This window comes from Sphingomonas palmae (genome assembly GCF_900109565.1).
Lineage (GTDB): Bacteria > Pseudomonadota > Alphaproteobacteria > Sphingomonadales > Sphingomonadaceae > Sphingomonas > Sphingomonas palmae.
In genome coordinates this window covers 417,007-432,673 of record NZ_FNZZ01000003.1, presented here as the reverse complement: position 1 = coordinate 432,673, position 15,667 = coordinate 417,007, and the positions used below count along the sequence as shown (strand labels likewise).

Genomic DNA, 15,667 nt, shown 5'->3' with positions numbered 1-15,667 from the left:
CGGTGCCATGACCGACGTGTCTGCCGCTGGCGTCACGCGGGACGCGCGGCAAGATTATCTTGCGCGCTGGCCGACCGGCGCCAAACTGTTCCTGATCCTGAGCCTTGCGCTGCTTCCGCTAGCGCTGATCGCGGTGTTCGCGACCTTGCGGGTCACCCAGATCGCCGATACGGAATTGCGCTCGCACCTGCGCGTCGCCGCGGCGGAGAGCAGCCGCTCGATCTCGATCGAGCTGGTCGGCGACATGACCGCGCTCCGGGTCGCGCTCGACGCGCTGACGCTTGATCCCGCCAACGCTCCGAGCTGCGCCCGCGTTCAGGGTGTCTTCGCCCAGCAATCCGTCGCGGGGGCCGAGTTCGCGATTCTCGACGGCGGTGGCCGCGTGATTTGCGGACGCGCCTTTCCCGGTGCGCAGCGGACCAACAAGGAGCCGGTGTCTTCGGGCACGACCGCGCACTTCATCGCGGATCGCGGGCTGGTGCTGCGCGTCAGCGGTGACGATCGCGGTCTGAGCGCCGCCGCCTTCTTCCCCCGCAAGTTCCTGTCGAAGATTGGACAACCGAGCGGCTTCTCGTCCGATTACGGCGCCACGCTGGTCGACGAAGACGACCGGCTCACGCTCGTACCGCTGCTGCGCGAACGGACCTTCGAGCGGCGCGAGGCGATTCGCGAGGATCTCGGCATCGCCGATCTGGTGCTCGAAATGCAGGTGCGCAGCGCGCCGATCGGGTCGCCGCTGATCCTCGCGCTCGCGCTGCCGCTGCTGATGTGGGCGGCGGCGGCGGCGATCGCGTGGTTCGTGGTCGACCGACTGCTCATCGCCCCGCTACGCTCGCTGCGCAGCAGTATCGCGGCCTACGAGCCCGGCGACGAACCCGATGTGGCATTGTACCGCGCACTTCCCGCCCAGGAACTGCGCGACCTGGGCGACACGTTCCGCGCGCTCAGCCGCACGGTCGCCATCCACGAGGCGGGTCTGGCGGAAGGGCTGGTGCGGCAGACCAAGCTGACGCGCGAGGTGCACCACCGGGTCAAGAACAACCTGCAGGTCATCTCCAGCCTGATCAACTTCCACGCGCGCGGCGCGAAGTCGCCCGAGGCGTCGCAGGCGTACAGCTCGATCCAACGGCGCGTCGACGCACTGGCGGTCGTCCACCGCTATCACTTCGCGGAGATGGAAGAGAACCGCGGCGTCAGCATGCGCTCGGTTTGCAGCGAGCTGTCGTCGAACCTGCGCGCAACCGCGCCCGAACATACCCAGATCGGCATCGCGTTAGAGGTCGACCCACTCTACGTCACGCAGGACGTGGCGGTCCCGGTCGCGTTCCTGATTACCGAATTGGTCGAACTCGCGATGACGTGTGATGCCTCGCCGCAATTCCGCATCACGCTGCGTGCCGGTCCGGAACCCGATCGCGCCATGTTGCGCATCTCCTCGCGTGCGCTGATCGACAGCGATTGCCTGCGCGATGGCCTGAAAAACCGCTTCGGGCGCGTGATCGAGGGACTGACGCGCCAGCTACGCTCGACGCTGCAACACGACCCTTTGTCGGGTGCGTACGAGGTCAAGATCATTACGATCGACAGCGATTAAGGCGTACGCCCGTCCCTTCGCAAAGAACCGTCGCCGAGTTCACGCCCTCCCCGTTTTCGGGCAACAACGCCAATCTTTCGTCGTCTAAGAAAAAGCCGGATCGGTGCGGAACCGCTATACCGACGTGACGTTCTACATCCCGGACCGCGACTAAACGCCCCCCGCTCTCGCGGTCCACGACATAGGCCCGGAAGCATCAACCCCTCCCCCCCCCGGTGGTGCTTTCGGGCCTTATTTCTTTCACCTCACGATCGACACGCAGGCGGAACGAACCCGCCATGCGCGCATTGAACCGCTAGGCATCAAGCCGAGCAGGAGATGTTTCAATGCGTAAGATCGTGGCCGCCGCTATCCTGGCCAGTGCCCTGACCCTCGGGGCGTGCAACACCATCGAAGGCGCAGGCAAGGACGTATCCTCGGCCGGGCAGACGGTGGCGAAGACCGCGGACGACGCGAAGTAAGCGCAGGCGCTCTCAGCGGAGCCTGAATGGGCGGTCGGCGTAAGTCGGCCGCCCTTTTCGTATCAGAGCTTGTAGAAGAAGATCAGAGCTTAGGCTGAGGACGAGTGAAGACGCGCGACGCGCGCTCGCCATCGGTGACGTTCAGGCAGCCGCCTGCCCCGCCTCACGCGCGCGCCGGCGTTCGGTGAACCAGATCCCAACGATCGCCAGTTCGTAAAGGATCACCAGCGGAATCGCGAGCAGCAGTTGCGATCCGACATCGGGCGGCGTCAGCACGGCCGCGATCGCGAAGGCGGCGACGATCGCGTAGCGCCGCGCCGCGATCAACTGCTTGCGGGTCACGACCCCTGCCCGCTCCAGCAGCATCAGCAGCACGGGTAGCAAGAACGCCGCGCCGAAGCCGAACAGGAACTGCATGATAAACGAGAGATAGTTGCCCACCGCGGGCAGCGCCTGTTGCTGAACCCCGCCGATCATTCCGGTGTAGCCGAGCAGGAAATGCAGCGCCATCGGCACCGCAACGTAATAGGCCATTGCCGCGCCCATGATGAACAACACCGGCGTCGCGAGCAGAAACGGCAACAACGCGCGCTTTTCCTTGCGATACAGGCCCGGCGCGACGAATTGCCACAATTGATTGGCGATGACGGGGAACGACAGCATCATCGCGGAGAAGAACGCGACCTTCACCTGAACGAAGAAGGCCTCGAAAATCTGCGTGTAGATGACGGTCTTCTGTCCCGCGTGGAGCAGCGGCTGCACCAGGAAGGCGAAAATATCCTCTGCGAAATACCAGCAGACGAAGAACGCCACGGTGATCGCCGCAATGCAGTAAAGCAGGCGACGGCGCAGCTCGAGCAGATGGTCGAGCAGCGGCGCGCGCGAATCGTCCAGTTCCTCGCTCACGATTGCGCCTTGTCGATCGGTGCCGGCTTCTCGCGCGACGATACGTCGTGCGCTCCAGCTAGGTCCGAGCTCGCGCCCGCGTCGCCATCGCTGGCGACAACGCGCGGGTGCTCGATCATCTGCGGCCGCGCGACCATCACCGGAGCGGCCTCCTCACCGGCCGGGGCAGGCAGCGCGGTGGCACCATCACCGGCATCAGCCAGCGGATTGGCATGCTCGCGCATGATCCGCTCGTTCTCCGCCTTCCATTTCTTTTCCATCTCGGCGAGTTCGGCCTCACGGACCATTTCGTCGAAGCCGGAGCGGAACTGCCGCCCCACTGCACGCGCGCGACCGACCCAGTATCCAACGACGCGCAGCGCCTTCGGCAGGTCCTTCGGGCCGATCACCACCAGCGCGATGAACGCGACCAGCAAGAATTCGGACGGGGCGATATCGAACATTCAGCGCGGCCGGACTGGATCGGGTCGAGTCAGCGGTCCTCGCGAACGCGCTCGGCATCGCGCTCATAGGCCGGGTGCGCCGACGACTGCGCCTCGATGCGCGGCTTGGGACGGGTCGTATCCTCATCTTCCTCGGCCATGCCCTTCTTGAAGCTTTTCACGCCCTTGGCGACATCGCCCATCATGGCGGAAAAACGCCCGCCACCGAGCAGCAGGATCGCGATCACCGCGAGGACGAGGATATGCGGAAGGCTGAAACTGCCCATGACGTGGTCTCCTGTTCGCGCTCTATCTAATCGTCGTCGCCCGGCTTTACTACCTCGACCTGCTCGAGCGCGATATCAACCGGATCAAGCAGCCCGGCGGCGCGCAGGTCGTCGATGCCGGGCAGGTCGCGGCGCGAGGCGAGCCCGAAATGCGCGAGAAACTCGGGCGTGGTCGCGTAGGTGAGCGGACGCCCGGGCACCTCGCGTCGGCCGGCGGGGCGGATCCAGCCCGCTTCCATCAGCACGTCGAGTGTCCCGCGCGAGATCTGCACACCGCGGATCGCCTCGATGTCAGCGCGGCTGACGGGTTCGTGATAAGCGACGATCGCCAGCGTCTCGATCGCGGCGCGGCTGAGGCGACGCTGCTCCTCACGATTTCGGCGAAGCAGATGCGCCAGGTCGGACGCGCTCTGAAAATGCCAGCGCCCACCACGCTCGACCAGTTCGACCCCGCGGCCGGCGTAATCCTGCGTGAGACGCTCGAGCACGGCCCGAACGTCCGTAACCCCCGTATGCGCGCGGATCGTGTCGGGGGACAGCGGCTCGGTTGCCGCGAACAGGACCGCCTCCACCGCGCGCACGTCCTCATTTGGCGGGTTCATCCGGTCGCACGAAGGTAGAGCGGCGCGAAGGGTTCGGCCTGACGTAATTCGATCCGCCCCTGCCGCGCGAGCTCGAGTGCGGCGAGGAATGACGAGGCGAGCGCCGAGCGTCGCAGTTGCTCCGACGCAATCTCGGGCAGAAATCGCCCGATCGCCTGCCAATCGACGTCCGACCCGACCATCGCCGCGACCCGCTCCAGCGCGGCGTCGAGCGTCATCACCTCTCGGTCCTGCACGACATGCATGACCGGTCGCGTGCGCGCGCTGACCCGCCCATAGGCGGCGATCAGGTCGAAGAGCCCGGCCGTCCACTTGCTGTGCCGCAGCGTCCGCAGCCCCTCGGGCGCGCCGCGCGTGAATACGTCGCGACCCAGTCGATCGCGCGCCATCAATCGCGCGCCGGCCTCGCGCATCGCCTGGAGCCGTTCCAGCCGCAGCTGCAGCCGCAGCGCCAGCTCCTCGGGATCGGGCTGCACCTCGGGATCGCGCGGCAGCAGCAGCGCGCTTTTCAGATATGCCAGCCACGCCGCCATGACGAGATAATCGGCCGCGAGTTCGAGCCTGGTGCGCCGCGCACGCTCGATGTAGGCGAGATATTGCTCGACCAGCGCCAGGATCGAGATCTGCTTGAGATCGACCTTCTGCGCGCGCGCGAGGCCGAGCAGCACGTCGAGCGGCCCTTCCCACCCGTCGAGATCGAGCAGCAATTGCTCGGGCGCGGCCATCCGTCCCGCGCTCAGGCGAGCGCCAGCAACGCGTCGCGCTTCGCGGTCAGCGCGGCGAGGTCGCCCGCGGGTTCCCCCACGCTCGACATCGCCGCGTCGAGCCGCTCGCGACCGCGCGACGTGATGTCGGGCAGCGCGGCGGCGATCGCCTGCATCTCGTCCATCCGCGCCCAGCAGTCGAGCACCACGTCGCACCCCGCCGCGATCGCGCCGGCAGCCTTCTCGGCCGGCGTGCCCGACAACGCCTTCATGTCGATGTCGTCGGTCATCAGCAGGCCGTCGAACCCGATCCGACCGCGGATGATCTGATCGATCACGATCGACGATAGCGTCGCGGGGCGGTCGGCGTCCCACGCCTGGTAGACGACGTGGCTGGTCATCCCCATCGGCGCACCCGCCAGTGCGCGAAACGGGGCCAGGTCTTCTTCCAGCTCCTCGGCAGAGACGGTGACGGTCGGCAGGTGATAGTGCGAGTCGGCGAGCGCGCGGCCGTGCCCGGGCATGTGCTTGACGACGCCGACGACGCCGCCCGCGCGCAGCCCCTCCAGCGTCGCGCGTCCCATCGCGGCGACGCGCATCGGCTCGCGACCGTAGGCACGGCTGGCGATCGCCTCGGTCGTGTCGGCGCGCGCGACATCGAGCAGCGGCAGGCAATTCACGGTGACGCCCACCTCGGCGAGCGTCAGCCCGAGCGCGTGCGCGTTGGCGCGCGCGGCCTCGATCCCCGACATCGGCGCGCGTTCGTAGAGCGCGTCGAACGCCGGCCCGGCGGGAAAGCTTGGCCATTCGGGCGGACCCAGCCGCGCGACGCGCCCGCCTTCCTGATCGATCAGGATCGCGACATCCTCGCGCCCCTCGAGCTCGCGCAGGCTGTCGGTCAGCGCGCGAAGCTGCTCGCGCGTCTCGACGTTGCGCTTGAACAGGATGTAGCCGGCGGGTCGCGCCTCGGCGAAGAAGGCGCGTTCGTCGGTGGACAATACCGGCCCCGACAGGCCGAAGATGACGGGCTTCATGCCGCAGCGGTTACGCCAAACGCGGGGGCAGCGAAACCCGCCCGGCTCGCCCGGTCGAGTTCAGCTGGTGACGAAGCAGCTCTCGCCCGCGACCTTCAACCGGCCGCAGATGTCGGCGGCGGCATTGGCGCTACCCGCGTTGACGCGCAGGCGATAGACGGTGCGGCCGTTGACCTCGGCCTTCTGCACGTCCTTGCCGAGCGGCGCGACATAGCCGAACCGCTTTGCGACCGCGCTCCAGGCGGAGTTCGCCGCCGCCTCGCTCGGGAAGGCGCCGAGCTGGACCAGGCTGCCGCCCGATCCCGCACCCGGCACCGCCGCGACCGGCGCGGTCATCGGGCGCTGTGCACGCAGCGGCGCGCTCGCCGCCGGAACCGCGACGCTCGCCGAGGTGGTGCCGCTGCGCGGCGTCGGCTGCGTTGCCGGGCGACGCGTGCCGCTTATCGGCGCCTCTGGAACCGCCTTCAGATCGATTGAGCCATTCGGGTTCGCCCCTGCGCTGGTGGCGATCGCGGCATCGCCCTCACCGTTGACCTTCAAGCCGCCGGGATCGTCGGGCTTGATCTTGTAATCGCCTTCCTGCGCCGCGATCAGTTCACCCGACCCGTCCGCGCCGCGTCCGGTCTGCAAGCGGTACAGGCCGAAGATCACGCCGCCCAGCACCAGCAGGCCGAGCAGGACCAGCAGCACGACGCGTCCGCCGCCCGAGCGCTGCGGCTCGTCGGGTTCGACCGTTTCCAGCCACGGCAGCCGGTCCTCGTCGCGCTCGAACTGATCCGAGGTCGCCATCAGTGCATCTCCGAAACCGCCTCCACGCCCATGATGGAGAGGCCATTGCGAATAATCTGTCCGATGCTCGCCGCCAAGGACAGGCGTGCAGCCGTGACACCGTGATCGTCGGCGATCAGGTAGCGGCGATCGGGACGGTCGTTACCGATGTTCCACGCGGCGTGAAACTCTGCCGCCAAGTCGTAGAGATAAAAGGCGATCCGGTGCGGCTCGCGCGCTGCCGCCGCAGTCTCGACCACCCGCGGAAACTGCGCCGCGAGCTTCACGAGCGCGAGGTCCTCCGTGTCAAGCCGGGACAAATCGGCGCCCTCCACGCTGATCCCCGCCTCCGCCGCACGTCGATGCAGCGAGGCGACGCGCGCGTGTGCGTATTGGACGTAGAAGACCGGATTGTCCTTCGACGCTTCGACCACCTTGGCGAAGTCGAAATCCATCTGCGCGTCGGCGCGCCGGGTTAGCATGGTGAAGCGCACCACGTCCTTGCCGACCTCGCGCACCACGTCGGCGAGCGTGACGAAATTGCCCGCGCGCTTGCTCATCTTGACCGGTTCGCCGGCGCGCAGCAGCCGCACCATCTGCACGATCTTGATGTCAAAGCGCGTCTTGCCCTCGGTCAGCGCGGCGACCGCGGCCTGGATGCGCTTCACCGTGCCGGCGTGGTCGGCACCCCAGATGTCGATCAGCTGGTCGGCCGATTGCGCCTTCTGAAAATGGTACGCCATGTCGGCGCCGAAATAGGTCCAGCTGCCATTCGATTTGCGGATCGGGCGATCCTGATCGTCGCCGAAGCGGGTCGAGCGGAACAGCGGCAGTTCGACCGGCTCCCAATCCTCCGGCGTCTCGCCCTTCGGTGCCTCGAGCACGCCGTCGTAGATCAGGTCGCGCGCGCGCAGCCACGCCTCGGCTTCCTCGGGCTTGCCCGCCGCCTGCAGCGCCGCCTCGGACGCGAACACGTCGTGATGGATGCCGAGCAGCGCGAGATCGGCCTTGATCAGTGCCATCATCGCGTCGACCGCGCGCGTGCGGAACAAGATCAGCCAGTCGCCCTCCGGCGCCGACGCGTAGCGATCACCGAACTCGGCGGCGAGCGCCTGTCCGACCGGGACGAGATAGTCACCCGGATACAGCCCCTCGGGGATCGCACCGACATCCTCGCCCAGCGCCTCGCGGTAGCGGATGTGTGCCGAGCGCGCGAGCACGTCGACCTGGCTGCCCGCGTCGTTGATGACGTATTCGCGGATGACCCGGTGCCCGGCGAATGCGAGCAGGTTGGCGAGCGAATCGCCCACTACCGCGCCGCGGCAATGCCCCATGTGCATCGGACCGGTCGGGTTGGCCGACACATATTCGACGTTGACGCTGATCCCGTCGCCCACCGCGGAGCGACCGTAATCCGCACCGCTCGCGGCGACCGCGCGCAGTTCGTCGCGCCACGTGTCGTCGGACAGGCGCAGGTTGATGAAGCCCGGTCCCGCGACCTCGGCCGCGGTGACGCTGGGTAGCGCCGCCAGTTGGCCTGCAATCTTCTCGGCGAGCTGGCGCGGGTTGGTCTTCGCCGGCTTGGCGAGCACCATCGCGGCGTTGGTGGCGAGGTCGCCGTGACTGGGGTCGCGCGGCGGCTCCACCGTCACGTTGCGGCGGTCGAGATCGGCGGGCAGCTCTCCGGCGGAAACGAGCGCGTCGAGCGCGTCGCCCACGTGGGCGGCGAAGCGGGCGTACAATGTCATAGCGGCGGGGTCTTAGACCAAGGCGCGCGCGCACGCAAAAGCGTCCCCATGAACCGCAGCAGGTTGCACGCGCTGCAATCGCATTGGCGATCAAGTCATTTGCTCATGCTGCACCGCACAAATAGCTTGTGCTCATCCGGCCCGTCGCGGGCATCAACCAACCGGGAGCAACACATGCGCAAGATCGCCTTCATCGCCGCCGCCGCTGCCACCGCGCTCATCTCGACCGTCGGCATCGCTGCCGAACCGGCGCAGCAGCGCTTCACGCACGAGGGCCGCACCTACGTCTACACGCAGACCGCGCGCGAGAACGGCAAGACGCTGATCGAGGGGCACGAGGTCGACAGCCACGAGAAGTTCCGCCTGCTGGTCGACGGCGACCGCGTGCGCGGCACCAGCAACGGCTATCCGGTGTCGTTCCGCACGCGCAGCGCCGTCGTGGCGAGTGCCGCCGCCGCGAACTGAACGCTCGACCCTGACCGACATCGACGGCGTCCGCTCTCGCGAGCGGGCGCCGTTGTCGTATGGACGTCAGAAACCGTCGGGCAGGTCGATCGGGCCGACCACCTCGCGGTAGCGCGAGATGGCGTAGCGATCGGTCATACCGGCGATGAAGTCGGCGATGTGGCGGCTCAAATGCGGCTCCGCATCGGGCAGGCGCACGCGCCACTCGTCCGGCAACAGCGCGGGATCGGCGTGATAGGCCGCGAACAATCCGTCGATCAGGCGGTCCGCCGCCGCCGCCGCCGCAAGCTGGCGCGGATGATGATACAGGTTGGCGTACATGAACGCTTTCAGCGCACGCTCGTCCGCCGCCATTTGATCCGAGAAGCCGACCAGCGCACGTCCGGCGTCGCGCACGTCCTCGACACTCCGCACGCCTGATGCAGCGATCCGCCCACGCGTCTCGGCAATCAGGTCGTTGACCATCGCGCCGATCTGGCTGCGGATCACCTCGCCGTGCAGCCGTTCGTCGTCCAGGTCCGCGAAGGCGGCTCGCGCTCTCGCCCACCCACGCGCGACGAGCGGCACGGCGCAGAGCTGGTCGACCGTCAGCAGCCCTGCCCGCAACCCGTCGTCGATATCGTGATTGTCGTAGGCGATATCGTCGGCCAGCGCGGCAACCTGCGCTTCCAGCGACGCATAGCTGCTGAGTTCGAGTCCCGTCTGCGCGTCGACCTCGGCCAGCGCCCATTCGGGCGCCAGAACCGGACCATTGTGCTTGGCGAGGCCCTCGAGCGCCTCCCACGTCAGGTTCAATCCGGCGTAGCGGGGGTACGGACGCTCCAACGTCATCAGCGTGCGCAGCGTGTGCCCGTTGTGATCGAACCCGCCGCGGCCCTCCAACGCGCGTTCGAGCGCATCCTCACCGGCGTGGCCGAACGGGGGGTGTCCGATGTCGTGCGCTAGGCAGAGCGCCTCGGTCAGATCCTCGTTGAGGCCTAGCGCGCGCGCGATCGTGCGGCCGATCTGCGCGACCTCGATGCTGTGCGTCAGCCGCACGCGGAAATGATCGCCGTCCGGCGCCATGAACACCTGCGTCTTGTGTCGCAGCCGGCGGAAGCTGATCGAGTGGATGATCCGGTCGCGGTCACGCTGGAACGCGTCGCGCGGGCCGCGCTCGGCCGCACCCGGTTCCTCGTGCAGCCGTCCGCGACTGCGCTCGGGCCGCGAAGCCCAGGGGGCGAGTTCGCTCACGCGGCCGTCACGAAGGCGCGGCTCACTTCCCGCCCAGCCCTCATTTATCGCCGAGCTTCGTCATCTTCTGCCCCGCTTCGCTGGTGAAGGTGAAGGCCGACACGCCGTCCTTCGACAGCTTGTTGACCATCGCCTGCGCCTCCTCCTGCGTCTTGAACGGACCGGTCACGACGCGGTTGGTGGCGCGAAGCGGGGTGGTGTAGCCGGCGCGGCTGGCGAGCAGTGACGATTTGCTGCGTACGTTCTTCCACGCCTTGTGCAGGTCGCCCTGCGTAGCCCCGCCCGCGACCTGGACCCAGTAACGCTCGGGCTGCGCGCGCGCCGCCTTCTTCTCCGCCGCTTCCGCCTTCGCATCGGCGAGCGCCTTGGCATCCGCCTTCGCCTTTGCCGCCGCCTGTTTCGGCGTCAGCTTCGGCTCGTCCTTCTTGCGGGCACCGCGGCGGGTCGTAGCAGGGGTTTCGTCTACCGCGTCGGCCTCAGCCACCTCCTGCGTCACCTTGCCACGACGCGAACGAATCGGTGCGGCACCCGTGCTCGCCGCCTCCTTGCGCGCGTCCGGCTTGGCTGCGGTTTCAGTGGGCTCGACCAGCGCGACGCGGCGAGCCCGCGTGCTCGTGCTGGTGGCCGCTACGCGATCCCGCCGACGCTCGACTGCGACAGGATTGTTCTCGGCAGCGACCGCCGCCTCGTCGATCGTGGTAGTCGCGCCCGGTTGCGGCGCGGCGCCGGGCATCGGCGCGACACCGAGCTCCGACGCGGGGATCGAGATGTTGGCGACGATCCGCGCGAGGATGGTGTCCTCATTCTCGATTCGCGACGGCGTGGATGGGACCGGCTGAACCGTCGGCTGCGTCGGAACGGGCGCGGTCGTCGTTGCGGAGGCGAGCTGGACCGGCGCTGCCGTTACGTTGTTTGCCGGAGCCGCGGCGCGCTCGCCACCTGTCACTGGGCTAAGCGCGACGTTCGTCGCCGGTGCAGGCAGTGGGGCGCTGCTGACCTGAGCCAGCGGGGCTACCGTGTTTGCGGCGACTTGCGTAGGCGCGGATGCCGGCACCTGCGCGCGGATCGCAGCATTGGCCTGTGACGCGGTGGTGACCGGCGCGGTCGCTGGCGCGCTGCTGGCGACCGCGACCGGAGCGCTCGCCGCGGGCACAGTCGTGCGGGTCTCGGCCGCCGCAGCGAGGCTCGCGACCGGTGCGGATGTGCTGCCGGCCGGGCTCGTCGCATAGCCGGGACGCGTGACGGAAAGCGCCTGCGCGACCTGCGTCGGTGCGGCTGCGATTGGCGCGGGTGACGAGGGCTGGCTGGCGGGCGCGGATTGGGTGACGGGCAGCGGCTGGACCGTGCGGCTCGCCGCGGCGACCTGCTCGGCGCGCGGGGGCGTGCGCGCCGCGATCGTCACGGGCGGTTTCGACTCGCGACCGCGTCGGCGTTCCGTGCTCGTGCGCGGCGGAACGGCCGTTCGACTCGCAACCTGAACACCCGAGCTGCGTGCGTACGGATCGGGCGCAAGCGCGGGCAGCGGCGGAACCAGCCGCGCGTCGGCCATCCGCTCGGGCGTGGGGGTCACCTCGCCGAAATGGACCGCGAAGGCGCGATCGGCGGGGGACAGCGTCGGCAGCCGCGTGAAGAACGCGGCGAGCCCGCCCGCCATCCCCGCCGGCATCATCGTCGTCGCGATCTTGTTCGCGCCGCTCGCGTCGCCGTTCATCGCCAGAATGAACGCGCGCGCGCGCCACGCGCCGCGGTCGCTCTTGCGCAGCAGCGCGTCGATCTGCTCCAGCGCCTCGTCCTTGCGGCCCGAGATGCCGAGCGACAGCGCGTAGCGGCGCCGCACCTCGTCCTCATTGTCCTGACCCGGCCGTGCCAGCGCCTGGCGATAGTCGCGCTGTGCGCGCTCCTGCTCGCCGATCAGGTCATAGGCGAGCCCGCGGTCGTCGGCGAAGGTGGTCGGCGACAGACCCGCGCGTTCCGCCTGGGCGAAATAGCGCAAGGCCTCGCCCGGATGCTCCCCGTTGACGAGGATGCGCGCGATGCCCGCCTGGACACGCGCGTTATTGGGATCGACCTGCGACGCGCGCTTGTAGAGCGAGGCGGCGGCAGTGGCGTCGCCGAGCTTTGCCGACAGGTCACCCGCATCGACCAGCGCGTTCACGTCACGCGGGTTGCGCCCGATCTGCCGAACGAGATCGGCCAGTTTGTCGGCGTCGGTGGTACCCGGCAGCGGCTGCACCACCGCCTGTGCGGCGAGCGGAAGCGGAAGCGCGACGCCGGCGAGCAGCAGCGACGCGGAATAAAGCATCGGTAAACGCATGTCGTGAAATGCTAGAGCCGCTGGAGCCTTGCGCGGCAATGACGCGCATCAAGCCGTGCGGCGAAACGAGACGCCGCGGCGACGAATATCGTGAAAACGACGGATCGAACCGGTTGCCGCGGCGCAAGGCACGCGGCAGCCGGAAGGTATTACTGGTTGTTCTGACGGTGCAGGAAGCGCGGCAGGTCGGTGCCCGGCGTGTCGCTCGGCGCGTCGCCACCCGTGCGCGGCGCCCCGCGCGTCGCGTTCTGCATCCGTTCGAACAGCGTGCCACCCAGCTTCACGCGCGGCTGCGGCGGCGCTTCTTCGGCACCATCGGGTGCCAGGAAGCGACGACGCGGCGCGCCCTGATCGCCGCCATCCTGCGATGCGGCTGGCTGCGGCGCGTTGCCCTGCTCGGGCAGGATCGCCTCAGAACCGAGCAGCAATTCGTCGTCGCTCGCGTTCGATGCGGTGTCGACCTGGCTCTGCGGCATGACACCCTGCGCGAGCGCGTCGCGCTCCGGCGTCGGAGCGGCGGCAGGCTGCTGCTGCTCGTAACTACGCGGTGCAGCCGGGGCGGGTGCCGGTGCAGGTGCTGCCTGATACGCTTGCTGCGGCGCGCTATGGCTCGGCGCCGGTGTCGCCGCGTAGCTCTGCTGCGGAGCAGCCGGCGCGGGCGCGGGCGCGGGAGTAGCGGCAGCCGCCGGCTCGGCGCGACGCGGCGCCGAGAAGCTGAACGGGCGCGCAGGCTCGCTCTGCGTCGGCGCGGCGGCGGTGCTGCCGGGCTTGTCGGGCGCACCCGCGCTCTCGATGCCGGTCGCGACGACCGAGACGCGGATCTTGCCCTCCAAATCGGGATTGAACGCCGAGCCCCAGATGATGTTGGCGTCGGGATCGACCAGCTCGCGGATGTGATTGGCCGCCTCGTCGACCTCGAGCAGGCGCATGTCCTCGCCGCCGGTGATCGAAACGATGACGCCCTTCGCACCCTGCATCGACACGCCGTCGAGCAGCGGGTTGGCGATCGCCTTCTGCGCGGCGATGATCGCGCGGTCGTCGCCGTCGGCCTCGCCCGTGCCCATCATCGCCTTGCCCATCTCCTGCATCACCGAGCGGACGTCGGCGAAGTCGAGGTTAATGAGGCCGGGCATGACCATCAGATCGGTGATGCCGCGCACGCCTTGCTGCAGCACCTCGTCCGCCATCTCGAACGCCTGCTTGAACGTCGTGTTGGCATTGGCGACCAGGAACAGGTTCTGGTTGGGAATGACGATCAGCGTGTCGACGAACTTCTGCAGCTCCTCGATGCCCGCGTCGGCCGACTTGCCGCGGCGATTGCCCTCGAAGCTGAACGGCTTGGTGACGACGCCGACGGTCAGGATGCCCATGTCGCGCGCCGCCTTGGCGATGACGGGGGCGGCACCCGTACCGGTGCCGCCGCCCATGCCGGCGGCGATGAAGCACATGTGGCTACCCTCGAGCAGCCGCGACAGATCGTCGATCGACTCCTCCGCCGCCGCACGGCCGATTTCGGGCCGCGCGCCTGCACCAAGACCGCCAGTGATCTTGGTGCCGAGCTGGATCTTCTGCTCCGCCTCCGACGAGCGCAGCGCCTGCGCGTCGGTGTTGGCGACGAGGAAGTTCACGCCCTGCACGTCCGCGCGCATCATGTTCGCGATCGCGTTGCCGCCCGCGCCGCCCACGCCGACAACGGTGATGCGCGGCGTCAGATCGTCGACGTCGGGCGCAATGAATTCGATGCTCATCGCCTGTTTACTCCGGTCACAAGCCCCCGCTGTTACGATTGTGAACGGGGCGTTGAGGTATTTTTCACATGGGCGGCCAACGTACCAGCGAAAACCCACCCAAATCGGGAAATGGTACTAATAATTCGCTCTTGCCGCCTGGATCAAGCGACGCAAGCCGCGCCAGCCCTTGCTGCGGTGCACCGTCTGCTGCCTGGGCGCGACGCCGCGCAGGTCGATCGGATCGGCCGCGGCGAAATAGGCGAGGCCCGCGAGCGTCGCGAAGCCCGGTCCCGAGTGCGCCTCGGGCAGGTTGGTCAACCCGCGCGGACGCCCGACGCGCACCGAGCGGCCGAGCAGTTGCTGCGCATAGTCGGCGATGCCCTTCAACTCCGCACCGCCGCCGGTGATGACGACCTGCCGCCCGACCGGCCCTTCGAACCGCAATTCCTTCAACGCGGCCTGCACCTCGTTCATCAGCACTTCCAGCCGTTGGCGGATCACCGCGATTAGCGCCGCCTTGGTGATCTGGAGCGAATCATTGTCCTCCGCCTCGCTGCGCTCACGAATCGTCACCATCTCGTGATTGTCGCGCGGCGACGCATTGGCGGAACCGTGGAAGCACTTGATCCGCTCGGCCTGCAGCCGCGTCGTGCCGAACGCGGAGGCGATGTCGTCGGTGATGTCGGCGCCGCCGATCGCGATCGACTTCAAGCCCACCAGCATCTCGCCCGCGAACAGCGACACGTTGGTGATGCCCGCGCCGATCTCGACCAGCGCGACGCCCAGGTCGCGCTCCTCCTGCGTCAGGCAGGCAAGCCCGGTCGCAACCGGTGCGGCGATGATCGACTTGACCTCCAGGTGCGCCGAACGGACGCACAGGTCGAGGTTGCGCACCGGCGAGCCGTCGGCGGCGATGACGTGGATGTGGACGCCCAGCCGGTCGGCGTGGAGCCCGAGCGGCTTCTTGACGCCGTTCAGCCCGTCGAGCGTGTAGAGCGCCGGTTGCGCGTGCAGCACCATGCGCCCCTGCGGATCGATCGCCTGGCGCCCTTCCTGCAACAACGCGTCGATGTCGGCCTGCTCGATCCGCGTGCCGCCCAGCTCCGCCTCGATGAACGCCTCGTCGCTGACGAGGCCGCCAGCGGAGAAGCCCGCCCACACATTCTCGATCGCGACGCCCGCGACGCGCTCGGCCTGCTCGACCGCCTCGCGCACCGCGACCTCGGTCGCGCCCATGTCGGCGATATAACCGCGCTTGACGCCGCGGCTCTCGCGTTGGCCGGTGCCGAGCACGACCAGTTCGCCGCCGTCGCCCTTCTGCGCGATCATCGCCGACACCTTCGACGACCCGATGTCGAGCGCGGTGATCAGTCCTTCCGGTGCCGGTTTCGCCATCTGC

Annotated in this window: 15 protein-coding genes; 3 read left to right on the top strand and 12 right to left on the bottom strand. The window is 68.4% G+C overall.

Translation table 11 applies throughout. The features are described from left to right. The first annotated feature begins 7 nt into the window (after positions 1–7). Both BMW51_RS10005 and BMW51_RS10000 read left to right on the top strand, forming a co-directional pair. Positions 8–1,594, top strand: coding sequence for a sensor histidine kinase (locus BMW51_RS10005; RefSeq protein WP_093005897.1), 1,587 nt, complete (start codon positions 8–10; stop codon positions 1,592–1,594). A 326-nt stretch (positions 1,595–1,920) separates the two neighbouring features. After that, positions 1,921–2,055, top strand: coding sequence for an entericidin A/B family lipoprotein (locus tag BMW51_RS10000; RefSeq protein WP_093005895.1), 135 nt, complete (start codon positions 1,921–1,923; stop codon positions 2,053–2,055). 141 nt (positions 2,056–2,196) lie between these two features. On the opposite strand, the gene tatC is transcribed toward BMW51_RS10000, so the two are convergent. Genes tatC through argS form a run of 8 tightly spaced genes read right to left on the bottom strand, consistent with a single transcriptional unit; the run spans position 2,197 to position 8,526 of the window. Then, the gene (tatC, locus tag BMW51_RS09995; protein ID WP_093005893.1) at positions 2,197–2,961 is read right to left on the bottom strand and encodes a twin-arginine translocase subunit TatC; all 765 of its coding nucleotides are present in this window, start codon (positions 2,959–2,961) and stop codon (positions 2,197–2,199) included. Next, positions 2,958–3,404, bottom strand: coding sequence for a Sec-independent protein translocase protein TatB (tatB, locus tag BMW51_RS09990; RefSeq protein WP_093005891.1), 447 nt, complete (start codon positions 3,402–3,404; stop codon positions 2,958–2,960). The genes tatC and tatB overlap by 4 nt, the downstream gene beginning before the upstream one ends. 29 nt (positions 3,405–3,433) lie before the next feature. Further along, positions 3,434–3,670: a twin-arginine translocase TatA/TatE family subunit gene (locus BMW51_RS09985; protein ID WP_093005889.1), complete on the bottom strand. Its 237-nt coding sequence runs from the start codon at positions 3,668–3,670 to the stop codon at positions 3,434–3,436. A 26-nt stretch (positions 3,671–3,696) separates the two neighbouring features. After that, positions 3,697–4,272, bottom strand: a complete 576-nt coding sequence (scpB, locus tag BMW51_RS09980) for an SMC-Scp complex subunit ScpB (RefSeq protein ID WP_093005887.1) — start codon at positions 4,270–4,272, stop codon at positions 3,697–3,699. After that, positions 4,269–4,997 (bottom strand): segregation and condensation protein A, encoded by a 729-nt coding sequence (locus tag BMW51_RS09975; protein WP_093005885.1) that lies wholly within the window; start codon positions 4,995–4,997, stop codon positions 4,269–4,271. The genes scpB and BMW51_RS09975 overlap by 4 nt, the downstream gene beginning before the upstream one ends. 11 nt (positions 4,998–5,008) lie before the next feature. Beyond that, complete coding sequence (nagZ, locus tag BMW51_RS09970) at positions 5,009–6,010, bottom strand: beta-N-acetylhexosaminidase (protein WP_093005883.1); 1,002 nt, start codon at positions 6,008–6,010, stop codon at positions 5,009–5,011. Between the two features lie 60 nt (positions 6,011–6,070). Further along, positions 6,071–6,799 (bottom strand): SPOR domain-containing protein, encoded by a 729-nt coding sequence (locus tag BMW51_RS09965; protein ID WP_093005881.1) that lies wholly within the window; start codon positions 6,797–6,799, stop codon positions 6,071–6,073. Next, positions 6,799–8,526 (bottom strand): arginine--tRNA ligase, encoded by a 1,728-nt coding sequence (gene argS, locus BMW51_RS09960; protein WP_093005879.1) that lies wholly within the window; start codon positions 8,524–8,526, stop codon positions 6,799–6,801. Before argS ends, BMW51_RS09965 begins: the two co-directional genes overlap by 1 nt. A 174-nt stretch (positions 8,527–8,700) precedes the next feature. Here argS and BMW51_RS09955 point away from each other — a divergent pair, with 174 nt between their 5' ends. Next, positions 8,701–8,991: a hypothetical protein gene (locus BMW51_RS09955; protein ID WP_093005877.1), complete on the top strand. Its 291-nt coding sequence runs from the start codon at positions 8,701–8,703 to the stop codon at positions 8,989–8,991. Positions 8,992–9,057: 66 nt separating this feature from the next. Here BMW51_RS09955 and BMW51_RS09950 read toward each other — a convergent pair whose 3' ends face one another. The 4 genes from BMW51_RS09950 to ftsA form a co-directional block, all read right to left on the bottom strand. Then, positions 9,058–10,224: a deoxyguanosinetriphosphate triphosphohydrolase gene (locus BMW51_RS09950; RefSeq protein WP_093005875.1), complete on the bottom strand. Its 1,167-nt coding sequence runs from the start codon at positions 10,222–10,224 to the stop codon at positions 9,058–9,060. A gap of 40 nt (positions 10,225–10,264) precedes the next feature. Next, positions 10,265–12,538: an SPOR domain-containing protein gene (locus BMW51_RS09945; RefSeq protein ID WP_093005873.1), complete on the bottom strand. Its 2,274-nt coding sequence runs from the start codon at positions 12,536–12,538 to the stop codon at positions 10,265–10,267. Positions 12,539–12,687: 149 nt separating this feature from the next. Beyond that, positions 12,688–14,286 carry a cell division protein FtsZ gene (gene ftsZ / locus BMW51_RS09940; RefSeq protein WP_093005871.1) on the bottom strand — a complete coding sequence of 533 codons (1,599 nt, stop codon included), beginning with the start codon at positions 14,284–14,286 and terminating at the stop codon, positions 12,688–12,690. A gap of 117 nt (positions 14,287–14,403) precedes the next feature. Then, positions 14,404–15,663: a cell division protein FtsA gene (gene ftsA / locus BMW51_RS09935; protein WP_093006049.1), complete on the bottom strand. Its 1,260-nt coding sequence runs from the start codon at positions 15,661–15,663 to the stop codon at positions 14,404–14,406. Between the last annotated feature and the right edge of the window lie 4 nt (positions 15,664–15,667).